Source organism: Streptomyces sp. NPDC040622, assembly GCF_055593965.1.
Map to the genome: position 1 here is coordinate 1 of NZ_JBVIXD010000020.1, position 15,947 is coordinate 15,947.

Annotated in this window: 14 protein-coding genes; 10 read left to right on the forward strand and 4 right to left on the reverse strand. The window is 70.6% G+C overall.

What is annotated here, in order from left to right; translation table 11 throughout:
- Positions 1 to 266: 266 nt before the first annotated feature.
- The 3 genes from ACZ592_RS37065 to ACZ592_RS37075 form a co-directional block, all read right to left on the reverse strand.
- Positions 267 to 1,421, reverse strand: coding sequence for a serine hydrolase domain-containing protein (locus ACZ592_RS37065; protein ID WP_471586144.1), 1,155 nt, complete (start codon positions 1,419 to 1,421; stop codon positions 267 to 269).
- Positions 1,422 to 1,958: 537 nt separating this feature from the next.
- Positions 1,959 to 2,642, reverse strand: coding sequence for a glycerophosphodiester phosphodiesterase (locus tag ACZ592_RS37070; RefSeq protein ID WP_471586145.1), 684 nt, complete (start codon positions 2,640 to 2,642; stop codon positions 1,959 to 1,961).
- Positions 2,643 to 2,662: 20 nt separating this feature from the next.
- The gene (locus ACZ592_RS37075) at positions 2,663 to 3,742 is read right to left on the reverse strand and encodes an adenosine deaminase (RefSeq protein ID WP_471586146.1); all 1,080 of its coding nucleotides are present in this window, start codon (positions 3,740 to 3,742) and stop codon (positions 2,663 to 2,665) included.
- A gap of 763 nt (positions 3,743 to 4,505) precedes the next feature.
- Here ACZ592_RS37075 and ACZ592_RS37080 point away from each other — a divergent pair.
- The 4 genes from ACZ592_RS37080 (at position 4,506) to ACZ592_RS37095 (ending at position 7,347) form a co-directional block, all read left to right on the forward strand.
- The gene (locus ACZ592_RS37080; protein ID WP_471586147.1) at positions 4,506 to 4,829 is read left to right on the forward strand and encodes a DUF4190 domain-containing protein; all 324 of its coding nucleotides are present in this window, start codon (positions 4,506 to 4,508) and stop codon (positions 4,827 to 4,829) included.
- An 83-nt stretch (positions 4,830 to 4,912) separates the two neighbouring features.
- Positions 4,913 to 5,371 carry a hypothetical protein gene (locus ACZ592_RS37085; protein ID WP_471586148.1) on the forward strand — a complete coding sequence of 153 codons (459 nt, stop codon included), beginning with the start codon at positions 4,913 to 4,915 and terminating at the stop codon, positions 5,369 to 5,371.
- Between the two features lie 158 nt (positions 5,372 to 5,529).
- On the forward strand, positions 5,530 to 6,780 hold the full coding sequence (locus ACZ592_RS37090; RefSeq protein ID WP_471586149.1) for a helix-turn-helix domain-containing protein: 1,251 nt from the start codon (positions 5,530 to 5,532) through the stop codon (positions 6,778 to 6,780).
- Between the two features lie 87 nt (positions 6,781 to 6,867).
- Complete coding sequence (locus ACZ592_RS37095; RefSeq protein WP_471586150.1) at positions 6,868 to 7,347, forward strand: hypothetical protein; 480 nt, start codon at positions 6,868 to 6,870, stop codon at positions 7,345 to 7,347.
- Positions 7,348 to 7,785: 438 nt separating this feature from the next.
- Here the strand turns inward: ACZ592_RS37095 and ACZ592_RS37100 are convergent, their stop codons facing one another.
- A complete protein-coding gene (locus tag ACZ592_RS37100; protein ID WP_471586151.1) occupies positions 7,786 to 8,379 on the reverse strand; it encodes an NADAR family protein in 594 nt (197 codons plus the stop codon).
- A gap of 204 nt (positions 8,380 to 8,583) precedes the next feature.
- Between ACZ592_RS37100 and ACZ592_RS37105 the strand changes: the two genes are divergently transcribed.
- The 6 genes from ACZ592_RS37105 (at position 8,584) to ACZ592_RS37130 (ending at position 15,909) form a co-directional block, all read left to right on the forward strand.
- The gene (locus ACZ592_RS37105; protein ID WP_471586152.1) at positions 8,584 to 10,086 is read left to right on the forward strand and encodes a gamma-aminobutyraldehyde dehydrogenase; all 1,503 of its coding nucleotides are present in this window, start codon (positions 8,584 to 8,586) and stop codon (positions 10,084 to 10,086) included.
- A gap of 66 nt (positions 10,087 to 10,152) precedes the next feature.
- Entirely contained in the window at positions 10,153 to 11,403 is a 1,251-nt protein-coding gene (locus ACZ592_RS37110) for an ABC transporter substrate-binding protein (protein WP_471586153.1), read from the forward strand.
- Positions 11,404 to 11,528: 125 nt separating this feature from the next.
- Complete coding sequence (locus ACZ592_RS37115) at positions 11,529 to 12,689, forward strand: ABC transporter ATP-binding protein (RefSeq protein ID WP_471586154.1); 1,161 nt, start codon at positions 11,529 to 11,531, stop codon at positions 12,687 to 12,689.
- Positions 12,686 to 13,624, forward strand: a complete 939-nt coding sequence (locus tag ACZ592_RS37120) for an ABC transporter permease (protein ID WP_471586155.1) — start codon at positions 12,686 to 12,688, stop codon at positions 13,622 to 13,624. The genes ACZ592_RS37115 and ACZ592_RS37120 overlap by 4 nt, the downstream gene beginning before the upstream one ends.
- Entirely contained in the window at positions 13,624 to 14,427 is an 804-nt protein-coding gene (locus tag ACZ592_RS37125; RefSeq protein ID WP_471586156.1) for an ABC transporter permease, read from the forward strand. Before ACZ592_RS37120 ends, ACZ592_RS37125 begins: the two co-directional genes overlap by 1 nt.
- A gap of 63 nt (positions 14,428 to 14,490) precedes the next feature.
- Positions 14,491 to 15,909 (forward strand): NAD(P)/FAD-dependent oxidoreductase, encoded by a 1,419-nt coding sequence (locus ACZ592_RS37130; RefSeq protein WP_471586157.1) that lies wholly within the window; start codon positions 14,491 to 14,493, stop codon positions 15,907 to 15,909.
- The last annotated feature ends 38 nt before the right edge of the window (positions 15,910 to 15,947 follow it).

Here is a 15,947-nt window from a genome sequence, read left to right on the forward strand (position 1 = left end):
CGTCCGCGAAATCGTGCAGGTTCTTGGCCAGATTGCGCACCCGGTGCGGATCACCCGGCGTCGGATCCTTCTCCAGGTCAAGGACATGCCAGTCCCGTGGTCGATGTCCCGCCATGCCGCATCCCCCGTCGTACACGCCACACGAACAACTACGTGCTCGCATGAAAGTACAAGGCGCGGCGGTCTACGCAAAGCTCGGCTGCCCGTGGCTCCCGACCTGCGGGAAGCGGTGAGCGGGTCCCGCGGTGCCGGGAGGGGGCGCTGGGTCAGCTCAGCGCGGCGGCGGCGATGCGCTCCGCCACCCGGTTCGCGTCCTTCCCCTTGGCGTCGGTCGCGTTGACCGAGTAGACGAGGGTGCGGGAGCCGTCGTCGGTGGACGCGATCATGTTCGTGTAGCCGTAGCGAGAGCCGGTTTTGAGCCATATCTCCCGGTCGCCCACCTTCACGTGCTGCAGCCCCAGCCCGAAGGTGGCCTCGGGGACGTCCGGTGCGAGGCGGGGCAGCGTGAGCATCTCCTTCAGCTGCCGCTCGGGCACGACCTCCGCGGCGAACAGCGCCCGGGTGAACCTCTCCAGGTCGGCCGTGGAGGAGATCATGTCGCCCGCCGCGAAACGGTCGTACTGGTTCCACTCGGTGACGTCGACGAGCCGCGTACCGCCGTCCGCCTGCTCAACCTTCTGGTAGCCGCGGTTGTGCGGCCCGCGGATGCGGAGGCCGGTGCCGGGGAAGTACGTGTCGCGCATGTGCAGCGGCTCGAAGATCCGCCGGGCGGCCTGGTGGGCGTACGAGTCCCCGGTGACCTTCTCGATCAGCAGGCCGAGCACGGTGTAGCCGATGTTCCCGTAGTGCTGCTCGTCGCCCGGGTCGTGCGCGGGTCCCTTGGCGATGGCGGAGGCGAGGACCTTCCGCGGGTCCAACGTGTCGTAACGGTGGGCCAGTTCGTCGTCGAATCCGTCGCCGGGCCGCAGGCCGCTCGTGTAGTTGAGCAGGCTGCGTACGGGGATGTCCTTGAACTCGTCCGTGAACAGGCCCGGCATGTACCGCTGCACGGCCCTGTCGAGGTCGACCGTGCCCTCCGCGGCCAGCTGCAGCACCACGGCCGCCGTCACGATCTTGGTCGTGGACCCGGCACGGAAACGGCCGTGCGGATCGGCCTTGCGGTGCGTGACCAGGTCGTGCACGCCGGAGCTCCCGCGCCAGGTCCCGTCCGTGCCGCCGACGCGGACCAGGGCCGCCGTCGCGTCGGCGTCCGGCAGGCCCTTGATCGCGTCGCGCAGGGCGCCGGCGTTGGGCGCGGTGTGCGCAGCGGGCACCGGCCGGGTGTGGGCGGCGGGGGCGTGCGCGAGGGCGGGGGCGGCCGCGGCGCCGGTCAGGCCGAGGACGAGGGCGGCGGCGAGAGCGGCACGGGCGGGGACCTTCACGGTGACTCCTGGGGTGACTTCGGCGGGCACGGCTGCGGGCGCTGCTGCGGTGCGGTGCGCTGCTGTGTGCGGCGTCGCGGTGCCGCGTGCAGGGGGTGGTGCTGTGCGGTGCGCTCTCATCCTGGGGATCACGTGGGGCGGGGCGGATCGTCAGTGGGGAGGGCACGGCCCCGGGAAGCCGTCGGGGTCGGCGGGCGTTGGGGGGAGGGATGGTGGCAGGGGTGTCCCCTAGGGGGCCGAGCACTGTCTCGCCCCTGCCAGGGACCCGGCAACGTCTGTCCGAACGCCGTCAGTTCGTACGCCGTCAGTTCGTACGCGGCGCGCGGCGGCGACCCGGCGTACGTCCCCCGGGTCACCGGCCCGCAGGGGCGGCCTGGGCCGCGTCCCGCTCGCGGCGGGCGGCCCGGACCGGGCGGGCCTGCTGGAGTCGGCGGCGCTGCTGACCGGCCCGAGGGTGGGGGAGGGGTGGACGCCAAGGCCGTGCCGCCGCCCCTGATGTGACCCGGCCCGACCTGGTTCCACGCGGTCGGGCCTGCCTCAGGCGGGACCGCGCAGGGTGTGCAGGACGTCGATGCGGTTCGTGGTGATCGAGTCGACGCCCGCGTCGAGCAGGCGGCGCATCGAGCGGCGGGTGTCCGGGGTCCAGGCCGAGACGAGGAAGCCCTCGCGGTGCACCTGGAAGGCGAGTTCCCGGTCGACCAGGGCGAAGCGGTAGTTGAGCCAGCGCGGCTTGACCGCGTCCAGCAGGACGGGCCGGGGCGGGGCCAGGGTCGTCCAGGTCAGCGCGATCTCCGCGGCCGGATCGGCCTCGCGCACGGCCAGCATCGTCCGCCCGCCCGCGCAGTAGTAGACGCGCTCCGCCGCACCGCACTCCGCGACGACCCCGACGACCGTGCGCACGGCCTCGAACGTCGCACCCGGCAGGTCGATCATGACCCGGTGCCCCTCCGTCGCCCGCAGGGCCTCGGCCAGCGTCGGCACGCCGCCCTCGGTGAGACCTACGACCTCGGCCGCGGACAGGGCGGCGAGCGGACGTTCGTACCCCCACAGCCGCTTGAGCGTCTCGTCGTGCAGCAGCACGGGCACGCCGTCGCGGCTCAGGCGGACGTCGACCTCCACCGCGTCCGCGCCCCGTTCGAGTGCGGAGCGCAGGGACGGGATCGTGTTCTCACGGACGCGGTAGGGGTCGCCCCGGTGGGCCACAGCAGTCACGGTGTGCATGGGCCCATTGTGGTGCCGGGTTACCGGGCGAGCCACGTCTCCGTGTACGTGTCGATCTCCGCGGCGATCCTGGCCTTGCCCGCCGGGTCCAGGAAGGATGCCTCGACGGCGTTCTTCGCGAGGGCCGCGATGCCGCGCTCGTCGAGGTCGAGGAGGCGCGCCGCGACCGCGTACTCGGTGTTCAGGTCGGTGCCGAACATCGGCGGGTCGTCGGAGTTGACCGTCACGGTCACCCCGGCCTCCACGAACTGCTTGATCGGGTGCTCGTCGAGGGTCCGCACCGCGCGGGTCGCGATGTTCGAGGTCGGGCAGACCTCCAGCGGGATGCGGTGCTCGGCCAGGTGGGCGAGGAGCTTCGGGTCGCGCGCGGCGGAGGTGCCGTGGCCGATGCGCTCGGCGCGCAGATCGACGAGGGCGTCCCAGATCGTCTCGGGCCCCGTGGTCTCGCCCGCGTGCGGGACCGAGTGCAGGCCCGCGGCGATGGCCCGGTCGAAGTAGGGCTTGAACTGGGGCCGGGGCACGCCGATCTCCGGCCCGCCGAGGCCGAAGGAGACGAGGCCCTCGGGGCGCAGCTTGTCGGTGGTGGCGAGCCGGACGGTCTCCTCGGCCGACACGAGCCCCGCCTCGCCCGGGATGTCGAAGCACCAGCGCAGCACGGTGCCGAACTCGTCCTCGGCGGTCCGCCGGGCGTCCTCGATGGCGTCCATGAAGGCACGGTCGTCGATGCCGCGGCTGACGGAGGAGTACGGGGTGATGGTCAGCTCCGCGTAGCGGACGTTCTGCCGCGCCATGTCGCGGGCCACCTCGTACGTGAGGAGGCGGACGTCGTCCGGGGTGCGGATCAGGTCCACGACGGAGAGGTACACCTGGACGAAGTGCGCGAAGTCCGTGAACGTGAAGTAGTCGGCGAGCGCCTCGGGGTCGGTCGGCACCGCGGAGTCGGGGTGCCGCGCGGCCAGCTCGGAGACGATGCGCGGGGAGGCCGAGCCGACGTGATGCACGTGCAGTTCCGCCTTGGGCAGCCCGGCGATGAAGGCGTGCGGGTCGCCGGCGAGCGGGGTGCCGGGTTTCGCGGCTGCGGCTTCCGCAGTGGTTTCCACCGCGGCTCCCGCTGCGGTTTCGGCGGTGGCTGACACGTCTACGGGCTGCTGCTCGGTCACGGTTTCCTCCCCAGGAACGGGCTTGATCGGCTGATCGGTGGGTCGGGGATCATCGTAGGCGGCGGTCGGCGCGGGGAAAGCGGGGGCCGTAGCATGACGGAACGTACGAAAGAGGTGACCCGTCATGTCCGCGAAGTCCGGGAAGTCCCAGGGGGCCGAGGAGTTTGAGGAGCCCTCGGAGTCCGAGGGCGGCGCTGCACCCGGAGAGGGTGGCGCGGGGGCGGAGCTGTCTGCCGCGAGGGTGCCTCGGGAGGCGCGGGACGAAGAGCGGGACCCTTGGGCGGCGCCTGTGGAGGATGCGGGGGCGCGGGGTGCGGACGGTCCTGGCGGGGCTGCTGGTGCCGGACGTCCCGCAGGGCCCGGTGGTCCTGGCGCGCAGGGTGGCCCGCCGTCGGTTCACGACCAGTGGACGGTGACGTCGATGCCGAGGGCCGGGCCGCCTCCGCCCCCTTACGCGGGGGGCGGCAACCCCTTCGCGGCGCCCGGGGAACCGGTGCCGCCGCCTCCCGTCTCACCGGAGGGGCCGGGCCAGGCGCCGTACGGGTACCCGGGGCCCGGCGGTTTTCCGGGGTACGAGGGTTACCCGGGGTACGCGGGGCAGGCGGGGCCCGCAGGCCACCAGGGTCATCCCGGATACCCGGGGTATCCCGGCTATCCGGGGTTCCAGGGCGGCCCCGGGGGCCCGGGGTACGGCTGGCCCGCGATGCCGATGGCGCCGGCGAACGGCATGGGCGTGGCCGGACTCGTCCTCGGCATCATCGCGGCGGTCGGCTTCTGCCTGTGGCCCCTCGCGATCGTCCTCGGCATCCTCGCGGTGATCTTCGGCGCGGTGGGGCGGGGGAGGGCGCGGCGAGGCCAGGCGACGAACGGCGGCCAGGCCCTGGCGGGCATCATCTGCGGGGCGGCGGGGATCGTCCTGGCGGTGGCCCTGATGGTGATCCTGCTCGTGGTGCCGGACGAGGAGACGGACGCGGGCTCGTCGCCGGACGACCCGGGCTTCTCCACGACGTTGGCTGTAGGGGAGTAGGGAGCGGCTGACGTCGCGCTCCGCCTCCTGTGACCTTCTGGCGGGAAGGCTCCCTTCGCCCTGTTCGCTGCGACACTGGGTCCATGCTGGGCCAAGGCTGGCAATCGCAGTGGGAGCGGGTAGGGCGTCGGCTCCAGGACGTGCGGGCGGTATACGCGGGTGCGCTGGGAGGCACCGACGTGGCGGTCGACACGGTTCTGTCGTTCTTCGAGACGGTGCACCACCTCAAGGACTGGCTCAGGAACGATCCGACGAGCGGGGTGCTCGACTCCCATGTGCACAAACTGATGGATGACAGTCTGGATCTCCGCCTCTGCGCAGATGTCGCCAACGGCTCGAAGCACCTCACACCGACGCGCTCGCAGACGGGCGACCCCTCCACAGCGATCACGCGGAACGACGCCGCCGTCCTCGTCGGCACCGGAATCTCTGCGCACCGCTTCTACGTCGCGTCCGGCGGCACGGAGTACGACGTTTTGGGGATAGCCGAGGACGCCTTCGACGAATGGAGCAGGTTCCTGTCCAGGCGCGGGCTGACCTAGGGGTGCGACCTTCTCCCGTATGCGGACGGGAGGGGGCACACGTCATGCCCGGCCCGGTGCTGTGATCACCGGCCAGAGCCCTTGCCGCCAAACCTCACCTCACTCTTGCCCCGCCCCATACCCTGACGGTGACGAGCTGTGCAGAGAGGGGCGAGACCGTGTCGACCGATGCTTCCCCGGACCCGTACCGTGACCCCGTCGCGTTCGGTCAGAGAATGCAGATCCTGCGTCAACGACGTGGTCTCACCCGCGTCCAGCTCGGCGGGCTGATCGGTCAGCAAGAGGACTGGGTGAGGAAGGTGGAGCGCGGTCGGCTGAAGACGCCCGGGCTGCACATGATCCTCCGTATCGCCGAAGTGCTGCGCGTCCGGTTCCTCTCCGAACTCACCGGAGATCTGGGCGTACACATCCCCTTGTTCGTCGGTCCGGGCCATCCGCGACTTGCCGCGGTCAGGTCCGCGGTGGACGTCTTCCCTCTCGTCACCACCCAGGAGGCACCACCGGCCGAGCACTTGGCCGCGCGCCTCGCCCACGCCTGGAAGGCGCGCCATTCCGCGCCCCACCACAGGGAGGTCGTGGGTGCCCTGCTGCCTGAGCTGATCCGGGACGCCCAACTGGCCGTCCGGCAGACCGATTCGGCCGCCGCGCGGCGGCGGGCGCAGGCGCTGCTCGCCGAGGTCTATTCCCTCGCCCAGTTCTTCATCGCCTACCAGCCCGATGCCGCCTTGCTGTGGCGCGTCGCCGAGCGGGGGCTGATCGCGGCGCAAGAGTCCGAGGACCCGCACGCGCTGGGCGTCGCCGCCTGGCTAGCTGCCCAGGCGCACCGCGACTCGGGCCCGAACCACTACGATGCTGCCGACGCCGTGAACCTGGCGACGCTGAGATATCTGGAGCGGCTGCTGCCGGACGCGGGCGACGATGTCCTCGCCGTGGCGGGGGCGTTGACGTTCGAGGCCGGGTACACAGCTGCCCGACGCGGCGAGACGGGCACCGCTTGGCGATTCTGGGATCAGGCCCGCGACATGGCGACCCGGCTGCCGGCGGATTACTGCCATCCGGTCACCAGCTTCGGCCGCGGCATCATGGGCGCCCACGCGGTCACGGTCGCTGTTGAGCTGCACGCCGGCGGAGAGTCCGTCCGGCAGGCTGCCGCGGCCGACGCCCATACGATCACGTCCCGGCCCCGCCGAGCCCGCCATCGCATCGAGGAAGCGCGCGGTTACCAGCTCGACGGGCAGCCCGATGTCGCGCTGGCCACGCTCGCGCTGGCCCATGAAGCCGCACCCGAAACGATCAGGTACAACGGCTACGCCAAGCGGATCGTCCTGGAGGAAACCGAGTCGCGCTCGCCCGCCAGGCGGCAGCGCGCGTCCGAACTGGCCGTGAAGCTCGACCTGCTTGCCGCGTAGCGAGGGGGGCCTTTTTGGCCCCCCTTTCCTGCGTCCGGGCTCTTAACGTCGTGTCAGCCCTGACCACCGCTGACGACGGAGCCACCAGTGAGCACTCGGCACACACACGGAGCGGTCTTCGACTGGCTCGCGCGATCCCAGGAGGAACCGCATCAGGCACACCGCGAATGGCAGGAGCGCGGCATCGCCTTGTTGCCGCTCGGATCGCGATTCAACACGGTGCGGCTGTCGGCCCGGATCGTGCACACGGGTGTCGGCACCGACGACCTCGGCATTGTGGCCGCGACCCTCGCCGAGTCGCTCGACGGGCCCGTCATCCACAACCGGCCGAAGGATAAGTACTACGCGCTGGTCGCGAAATACCCGCCCGTGCGCTGGGGCCACCGCGTCGATGCCCCGATGCTGGGCGCCGGGCAGTTTCTCGGCGTCCCCGCCTGTGACCTCACCGGTCCGACCGGACTGTACTGGGCAGTGTCCCCGCGCGCAGCCGGTGACCTGTGCGCGCTGTCGGCCGTCGCTGCGCTCGTCGACATCGCCCGCGGCGCCCTGCAAGGGGGGTCGCTGTGAGCGCCGGCGGGACGCCCGTCGAGGAGCAGCGGGCGCAGGAGGCGTACAACGTCCTGCTCGCGCACGTCAGTGACTGCCCGGTCTGCGGGACCGAGGCAGGCTGTGTGGAGGGCGGTCGGATCCGGCGTGCGGTGCGGGCGGCCCGAGCGGCGCTACAGCACCCCGCAGATGTCGGTGCACCGGCGCCTGGGGAGGGCTCGTGACGGGGCCGCCGGGCGGGGGCGGGGCTCCTGGGCCGTGCACGTCGTGCGTCCTCGCCCTGCCGGCTCCCGCGGCCGGGCTCGGTGCGGGGTAGAGGGGTGGCCGGCTGGGAGTGATCCGACGCACCGGGGCGGTGCAGAGATCCGCCCAGCGTCGCAGCGCACCGCGGCGGTGCCGGGACCCGCCCTGCGTCGCAGCGCACCGCGGCGGTGAGGGTACCCCTACCCGAGGGAACCTCTACCCGAGAGAACCCTTGACCCCGGACCCCGTCACGCGCCCCCGCGCCTCCATCAACGCGAACCCCAGCAAATTCTCTCCCCGCCACCGCTCCGGATCCCCGACCCGGGGGTCGTCCGGTGCCAGGCCCACTCCCCAGACGCGGTCCAGGGGGCTTGCCTCCACCAGGACGCGGTGGCCCGTGGCCGCGAGGAAGTCCCGCAGCGACGGGGTCGACGTGAATTTGTGGATGCTGCCCCGCGCCACGATCCGGAACCGCTCGCGCGCCCATATCGCCTCGTCGAAGCCTCGTACGAGCCGTCCCGCGTTCTTCGCCTCGGCGGGGGTGCGTGCCGCGAGGGCCGCCCGCTCCGCCTCCGCGTCGTCGAAGAGACGGGCCTTGGCCGCCATCATCCAGTGCTCGGCCGTCGCGTACTCGACGCCGTCCACGGTGAAGGGCGAGGGCCACCACTGGCTGAGGCAGCTCCGGTCCAGAGAGCCGTCCCGGCGCGGGGTGTGGCCCCAGAAGTGCAGGTACTTCACCTTCTCGCCCGCGCGCACCGCGGCCAGGAGCGCCTGCGTCGAGCGGACCGAGCCGATGTCGATCTTCGTCATGCACGCGAGTCTGGCACGCACCACTGACACACCGTCCTGGGTTTTCCAGGACGACTCGACACCTGGTCGACAGATTCCGTCGCGTAACCAAAAGGCAACTACGGAATCACTTGTTGGACTACCACGGCTCTGCCAGGATCGGCACTCAAATCGATCTGGAGCTACGCCGACCCCCGCACGGGGAGGACGGCGGAGGAGAGCGTCATGCACAACTTCCAGGCGCGGGAACATTTCGCGGACGGCGCGCAGTACATCGCCGGGCGGTTGACCAAGGGCACGTCGGGCACCGCCCACGCGGTCGTCGATCCCGCCACGGGCGACGAGGTCTACTCGTACGAGCTCGCCGGAAGGGACGACGTCGACGCCGCCGTCGCGGCGGCTGCCGAGGCGTTCCCCGGCTGGGCGGGCGCCACCCCGGGCGAGCGGTCGGACGCCCTGCACCGCTTCGCGGGCGTGCTGTCCGAGCGTGCCGAGGAGTTCGCGCAGGCCGAGTCGTTGCAGTGCGGCAAGCCGATCAAGCTGAGCCGGGAGTTCGACGTCCCCGGGACCGTCGACAACGCCGCCTTCTTCGCGGGCGCCGCCCGGCACCTGCAGGGCCAGTCGGCCGGCGAGTACACCGGGGACCACACCTCCTACGTACGCCGTGAGGCGATCGGTGTCGTCGGGTCCATCGCGCCCTGGAACTACCCGCTCCAGATGGCCGCCTGGAAGGTCCTCCCGGCGATCGCCGCGGGCAACACCATCGTTCTGAAGCCCGCCGAGCTCACCCCCTTCACCTCGCTCCTCTTCGCGCAGGCCGCCACCGAGGCCGGCCTCCCCGACGGCGTCGTCAACATCGTCTCGGGCGCGGGCAAGGACGCCGGTGAGCACCTGGTGGGGCACCCGGACGTCGCCATGACCTCCTTCACGGGGTCCACCGGCGTCGGCAAGCGCGTCGCCGAGATCGCCACCGCCACCGTCAAGCGGCTGCACCTGGAGCTGGGCGGCAAGGCGCCCTTCGTGGTGTTCGACGACGCCGATCTCGACGCCGCCGTGCACGGCGCGGTCGCGGGCGCGCTCATCAACTCCGGGCAGGACTGCACGGCCGCCACGCGCGCGTACGTCCAACGCCCGCTGTACGAAGCCTTCGTGGCGGGTGTCGCCGATGTCATGGAGAGCGTGCGGCTCGGCGACCCGTTCGACCCGAGCACCGACATGGGGCCGCTCATCTCGCACACGCACCGCGACCGCGTCGCCGGCTTCGTCGAGAGGGCCCGCTCCTACGCGCGCGTGGTGACCGGCGGCGAGGCGCTCCAGCACCCCGGCGCGTACTACAAGCCCACCCTCGTCGCGGACGCCGCGCAGGACAGCGAGATCGTCCAGTCCGAGATCTTCGGGCCCGTGCTCGTCGTGCTGCCCTTCGACTCCGACGACGAGGGCATCCGGCTCGCCAACGACACCCCGTACGGTCTCGCCGCCTCCGCCTGGAGCCGCGACGTGTTCCGCGCCAACCGCGCGACCCGCGAGATCAAGGCCGGGTGCGTGTGGGTCAACGACCACATCCCGATCCTCAGCGAGATGCCGCACGGCGGCTACAAGGCGTCCGGCTACGGCAAGGACATGTCCGCGTACTCGTTTGAGGAGTACACACAGGTCAAGCACGTCATGTTCGACAACACCGCGGCGGTCCGCAAGGACTGGCACCGCACGATCTTCGGGGACCGATAGTCACGTAGCCACGTCGTCACAGGCCGCACGACCGGCGGCCGCCTTCCCGAAAGGGCAACCACGCGCATGGAGCAGTACGAGCCCACCTCCCTCTCCCCGGCCCAACTGGCCGCCATGCACCGCAGCCTGAGGAACGGCAGGGGCCCCCTGAGCCGCCGGTCCGTGCTGCGCGCCGGCGCGGGCGGCGCGCTCGCCACCGGCGGACTCGGGGCGCTCAGCGCCTGCGGGATCCCCGCGGCCGGCAAGAGCGAGGGAGAGGTCTCGTCCGACGACCACTCGGCCGAGGAGAAGCGGATCGCCTTCTCCAACTGGACCGAGTACATGGACGTCGACGAGAAGGACAAGAACCGGCGGCCCACCCTGGAGGCGTTCGCCAAGCGCACCGGGATCAAGGTCAAGTACACCGAGGACATCAACGACAACGTCGACTTCTTCGGGAAGATCAAGCCGCAGCTCGCGGCGGGGCAGGAAACCGGGCGCGACCTCATCTGCGTCACGGACTGGCTGGCGGCCAGGCTCATCCGCTTCGGCTGGGTCCAGAAGCTGGACCCGGCCAACCTGCCGCACGCGTACACGAACCTCTCCTCCCAGTTCAGGAACCCCGACTGGGACCCGGGCCGCGCCTACTCCTACCCCTGGACCGGCATCTCCACGGTCATCGCGTACAACAAGAAGGCGACCGGCGGGAAGAAGATCACCTCGGTGTCCGAACTGCTCGACGACCCGGAGCTGAAGGGGCGCGTCGGGTTCCTCTCCGAGATGCGCGACACCGTCGGCATGACACTCATCGACCTGGGCAAGGACCCCGGCAACTTCACCGACGACGACTTCGACGCGGCCATCGCCCGCCTCCAGAAGGCCGTCGACAAGAAGCAGATACGCCGCTTCACCGGCAACGACTACACCTCGGACCTCGACAAGGGCGACATCGCCGCGTGCCTGGGCTGGGCCGGCGACATCGTCCAACTGGGGGCCGACAACCCGGACATCGACTTCCACATCCCCGACCAGGGTTACATCACGTCCACGGACAACCTGCTGGTCCCCAACAAGGCGCGCCACAAGCGCAACGCCGAACGGCTCATCGACTACTACTACGAGCCGGAGCCGGCGGCCCGCCTCGCCGCGTACATCAACTACGTGTGCCCGGTCGAAGGAGTGCGGGACGCGCTCGCGAAGATCGACGAGGACGCCGCGTCGAATCCGCTGATCATCCCCGACAAGGAGATGAAGGAGAAGTCCCGGGCCTTCCGCTCTCTCACGCCGAAGGAAGAGACGGCCTACGAAGAGAAGTTCGCGAAGCTCACGGGGGCGTAGGCGGCTGCGCTGTCGCCGGCTCCGTCCTGCGGGCCCGTCGTGGCTTGTCGCGCAGTTCCCCGCGCCCCTTGTGCGCCCCTCGCGGGGCGCCCCCTGTTCTCCCCTCGACTTCCCCTGGACCCACCATGACCACTGCTCAAGATCACGGCGGCGATGTCCGTCTCAGCGGGATCAGCAAGACGTACGGCTCCTTCACCGCCGTGCACCCGCTCGACCTCACCGTGCCGCAGGGCTCCTTCTTCGCGCTGCTCGGCGCGTCGGGCTGCGGCAAGACCACCACGCTCCGCATGATCGCGGGCCTGGAGGAGCCCAGCTCGGGGACGGTGCGCCTCGGCGACCAGGACGTCACGGCCCTGCCGCCGTACAAGCGGCCCGTGAACACCGTCTTCCAGTCGTACGCGCTCTTCCCGCACCTGGACATCTTTGAGAACGTCGCGTTCGGCCTGCGCCGGCGCGGCATCAAGTCGGTGAAGGGCAAGGTCGGCGAGATGCTCGACCTGGTCCAGCTCGGCGAGCAGGCCCGCAAGAAGCCGCACCAGCTCTCCGGCGGCCAGCAGCAGCGCGTCGCCGTCGCCCGCGCGCTCATCAACCACCCCAAGGTGCTCCTCCTCGACGAGCCGCTCGGCGCCCTCGACCTCAAGCTGCGCCGGCAGATGCAGCTGGAGCTCAAGCGCATCCAGACCGAGGTCGGCATCACCTTCGTGCACGTCACGCACGACCAGGAGGAGGCCATGACCATGGCCGACACCGTGGCCGTGATGAACGGCGGCCGCGTCGAGCAGCTCGGCGCCCCCGCCGACCTCTACGAGAACCCGCAGACGACTTTCGTCGCCAACTTTCTCGGCACCTCGAACTTCATCGAGGCGGAGATCAGCGCGAAGAGCGGCGACGACCTGGTCCTCACGGCGGGCGACCGCAAGCTGACGCTGCCCGCGGAGCGTTGCAGCGCTCCCACCACGACCGGCGGCAAGGTCATCGTCGGCATACGCCCGGAGAAGATCTCCCTCACGCACGCCGACGACGCGGGCCTGATCCCCGAGGGCCGCAACCGGGTCACGGGCCGCATCGCCGACAGCAGCTTCATCGGCGTCTCCACGCAGTACGTCGTCGACGGGCCCCTCTGCGACTCCTTCGAGGTGTACGCGCAGAACATCGAGCGCGACGGCCGTCTCGTGCCGGGTGCCGAGGTCATCCTGCACTGGAACCCGGCGCACACCTTCGGCCTGGACGCAGCCCAGGACGTCGAGGCGGGCGTCGAGAAGGTCGAGGAGGACGCGTCCGCATGACGACCGTGACCGACGCACCACCGCCGAAGGCGCCCGCCCCCGAGGACGACGACGCCCCGCGCAAGGTCCGCAGGCGCGGCCGGCTCGTCCCCTACTGGCTGCTGCTGCCCGGCATCCTCTGGCTCGTCGTCTTCTTCGCGCTGCCGCTGGTCTACCAGGCGTCGACCTCCGTGCAGACCGGCTCCCTCGAAGAGGGCTTCAAGGTCACCTGGCACTTCGCCACCTACTGGGACGCGCTCGTCGACTACTGGCCGCAGTTCCTGCGCTCGGTGCTCTACGCGGGGGCCGCCACGGTCCTGTGCCTGCTGCTCGGCTACCCGCTCGCGTACCTGATCGCGTTCCGCGCGGGCCGCTGGCGCAACGTCATCCTCGTGCTGGTCATCGCACCGTTCTTCACCAGCTTCCTGATCCGTACGCTGGCGTGGAAGACGATCCTCGCCGACGGCGGGCCCGTGGTGGGCGCCCTCAACTCCCTGCACGTCCTGGACGTCACCAGCTGGCTGGGCGTCACCGACGGCGACCGGGTCCTCGCCACCCCCCTCGCGGTGATCTGCGGCCTCACGTACAACTTCCTGCCGTTCATGATCCTGCCGCTCTACACCTCCCTCGAGCGCATCGACGGCCGGCTGCACGAGGCGGCGGGCGACCTGTACGCCCGGCCGTCCACGACCTTCCGCAAGGTGACCTTCCCGCTCTCCATGCCGGGCGTCGTCTCCGGGACGCTGCTCACCTTCATCCCGGCGGCGGGCGACTACGTGAACGCCGACCTCCTGGGGTCCACCGACACCCGCATGGTCGGAAACGTCATCCAGACACAGTTCCTGCGCATTCTGGATTACCCGACGGCCGCGGCGCTCTCCTTCATCCTCATGGCCGCCATCCTCTTCATGGTGACCTTCTACATCCGCAAGTCAGGGACGGAGGATCTCGTCTGATGGCCGCTTTCTTCCGCTGGCTCCGACGCAATGTCATCGTCATCGCGGGCCTGCTGACGCTCGCCTATCTGCTCCTTCCCAACGTCGTCGTGACGGTGTTCTCCTTCAACAAGCCGAAGGGACGCTTCAATTACTCCTGGCAGGAGTTCTCGCTCGACGCGTGGAAGAATCCGTGCGGGGTCGCCGACATGTGCGGTTCGCTCTCGCTGAGCCTGCAGATCGCCACCTGGGCGACGATCGGCGCGACCGTGCTCGGCACGATGATCGCCTTCGCGCTCGTGCGCTACCGCTTCCGGGCGCGCGGCGCCGTGAACTCGCTGATCTTCCTGCCGATGGCGATGCCCGAGGTCGTCATGGCCGCCTCGCTGCTCACGCTCTTCCTCAACATGGGCGCGCAGCTCGGCTTCTGGACGGTCCTCATCGCCCACATCATGTTCTGCCTCAGCTTCGTGGTGACCGCCGTCAAGGCGCGCGTCATGTCGATGGACCCGCGCCTGGAACAGGCCGCGCAGGACCTTTACGCGGGTCCCGTGCAGACGTTCCTGCGCGTGACGTTGCCGATTGCCGCGCCGGGCATCGCGGCGGGCGCGCTGCTCGCCTTCGCGCTCTCCTTCGACGATTTCATCATCACGAACTTCAATGCCGGATCCACTGTGACGTTCCCCATGTTCGTCTGGGGATCCGCGCAGCGGGGTACGCCCGTTCAGATCAATGTGATCGGTACGGCGATGTTCCTCGTCGCCGTTCTCCTCGTACTCTCCGGAATGCTCATCGGCAAGCGCCGTAACAAGCAAGCGCCGTAACAAGCAAGCGCCGTAACAAACAAGCGAACTGACGCTCTTAACTTTCTTGAAGGAGTGGAAATCATGGCCCCTCGCGCCATGACCCGCTGGACCACGTCCCTCTCCGACGCCCGGCCCCTCTCGTACTGGCTGGACGACCCCGGCAGGCCCGCCCCCGAACCCGCGCTCACCGGCGACGACCGCTGCGACCTCCTGGTCGTCGGCGGCGGGTACAGCGGACTGTGGACCGCGCTCATCGCCAAGGAGCGAGACCCGGCGCGCGACGTCGTCCTCGTGGAGGGCCGCGAGGCGGGCTGGGCCGCCTCCGGCCGCAACGGCGGCTTCTGCGCCGCGTCCCTCACCCACGGCATCGCCAACGGCCTGTCCCGCTGGCCCGGCGAGATCCAGAAACTGGAGGAGCTCGGCGCCCGCAACCTCGACGAGATCGAGGCGGCCGTCAAGCGCTACTCCATCGACTGCGACTTCGAGCGCACCGGCGAGATCGACGTCGCCACCGAGCCGCACCAGCTGGCCGAACTCCGCGAGATGCACGAGGAGATGGCGGAGCACGGCCTGGCGGACGGCTCCGAGCTGCTGGACGCGGACGCCCTGCGCGGGCAGGTCGACTCGCCGACCTTCCTCGGCGGCCTCTGGGACCGCGACGGCGTCGCCATGCTGAACCCGGCGAAGCTGGCGTGGGGCCTGAAGCGGGCCTGCCTGGCCAAGGGCGTCCGCGTCCACGAGCACACACCCGCCCTCGACCTGGCCCCCTCGGGCGCGGGGATGGCGATCCGCACGCCGTACGGCAGGGTCTTCGCCGGGCAGGTCGCGCTCGCCACGAACATCTTCCCCTCGCTGGTCAAGCGGCTGCGCCCGTACACCGTCCCGGTCTACGACTACGCGCTGATGACCGAGCCGCTGACCGACGACCAGCTGGCCGCGATCGGCTGGAAGAACCGCCAGGGCCTCGGCGACAGCGCGAACCAGTTCCACTACTTCCGGCTCTCCGCCGACAACCGCATCCTGTGGGGCGGCTACGACGCGATCTACCCGTTCGGCGGGAAGGTGCGCGCCGAGTACGACGACCGGCCCGAGACGTACGCGAAGCTCGCCGGACACTTCTTCACCTGCTTCCCGCAGTTGGAGGGGGTGCGCTTCACGCACGCGTGGGGCGGCGCGATCGACACGTGCTCGCGCTTCTCGGCGTTCTTCGGCACCGCCCACAAGGGGCGCGTCGCGTACGCGGCGGGCTACACGGGCCTCGGCGTCGGGGCCACCCGGTTCGGCGCCGACGTCATGCTGGACCTGCTGTCCGGCGAGCGGACGGAGCGCACGAGCCTGGAGATGGTGCGCACGAAGCCGCTGCCGTTCCCGCCGGAGCCGTTCGCGTGGACCGGTGTCGCCCTGACCAAGTGGTCGCTGGCCCGCTCCGACGCCAACGGCGGCAAGCGGAACCTCTGGCTCAAGACGATGGACAAGCTGGGGCTCGGCTTCGACAGCTGAGCGGTCGGCCCACCGGTGAGCGGGGCGTGATCAACCGG

Excerpts from the sequence above, each read along its gene's own strand:
- ACZ592_RS37125 (WP_471586156.1), top strand. The coding sequence starts at position 13,624 with ATGGCCGCTTTCTTCCGCTGGCTCCGACGCAATGTCATCGTCATCGCG.
- ACZ592_RS37070 (WP_471586145.1), bottom strand. The coding sequence starts at position 2,642 with ATGCACACCGTGACTGCTGTGGCCCACCGGGGCGACCCCTACCGCGTC.
- ACZ592_RS37100 (WP_471586151.1), bottom strand. The coding sequence starts at position 8,379 with ATGACGAAGATCGACATCGGCTCGGTCCGCTCGACGCAGGCGCTCCTG.
- ACZ592_RS37115 (WP_471586154.1), top strand. The coding sequence starts at position 11,529 with ATGACCACTGCTCAAGATCACGGCGGCGATGTCCGTCTCAGCGGGATC.
- ACZ592_RS37085 (WP_471586148.1), top strand. The coding sequence starts at position 4,913 with ATGCTGGGCCAAGGCTGGCAATCGCAGTGGGAGCGGGTAGGGCGTCGG.
- ACZ592_RS37080 (WP_471586147.1), top strand. The coding sequence starts at position 4,506 with ATGCCGATGGCGCCGGCGAACGGCATGGGCGTGGCCGGACTCGTCCTC.
- ACZ592_RS37130 (WP_471586157.1), top strand. The coding sequence starts at position 14,491 with ATGGCCCCTCGCGCCATGACCCGCTGGACCACGTCCCTCTCCGACGCC.
- ACZ592_RS37105 (WP_471586152.1), top strand. The coding sequence starts at position 8,584 with ATGCACAACTTCCAGGCGCGGGAACATTTCGCGGACGGCGCGCAGTAC.
- ACZ592_RS37120 (WP_471586155.1), top strand. The coding sequence starts at position 12,686 with ATGACGACCGTGACCGACGCACCACCGCCGAAGGCGCCCGCCCCCGAG.
- ACZ592_RS37110 (WP_471586153.1), top strand. The coding sequence starts at position 10,153 with ATGGAGCAGTACGAGCCCACCTCCCTCTCCCCGGCCCAACTGGCCGCC.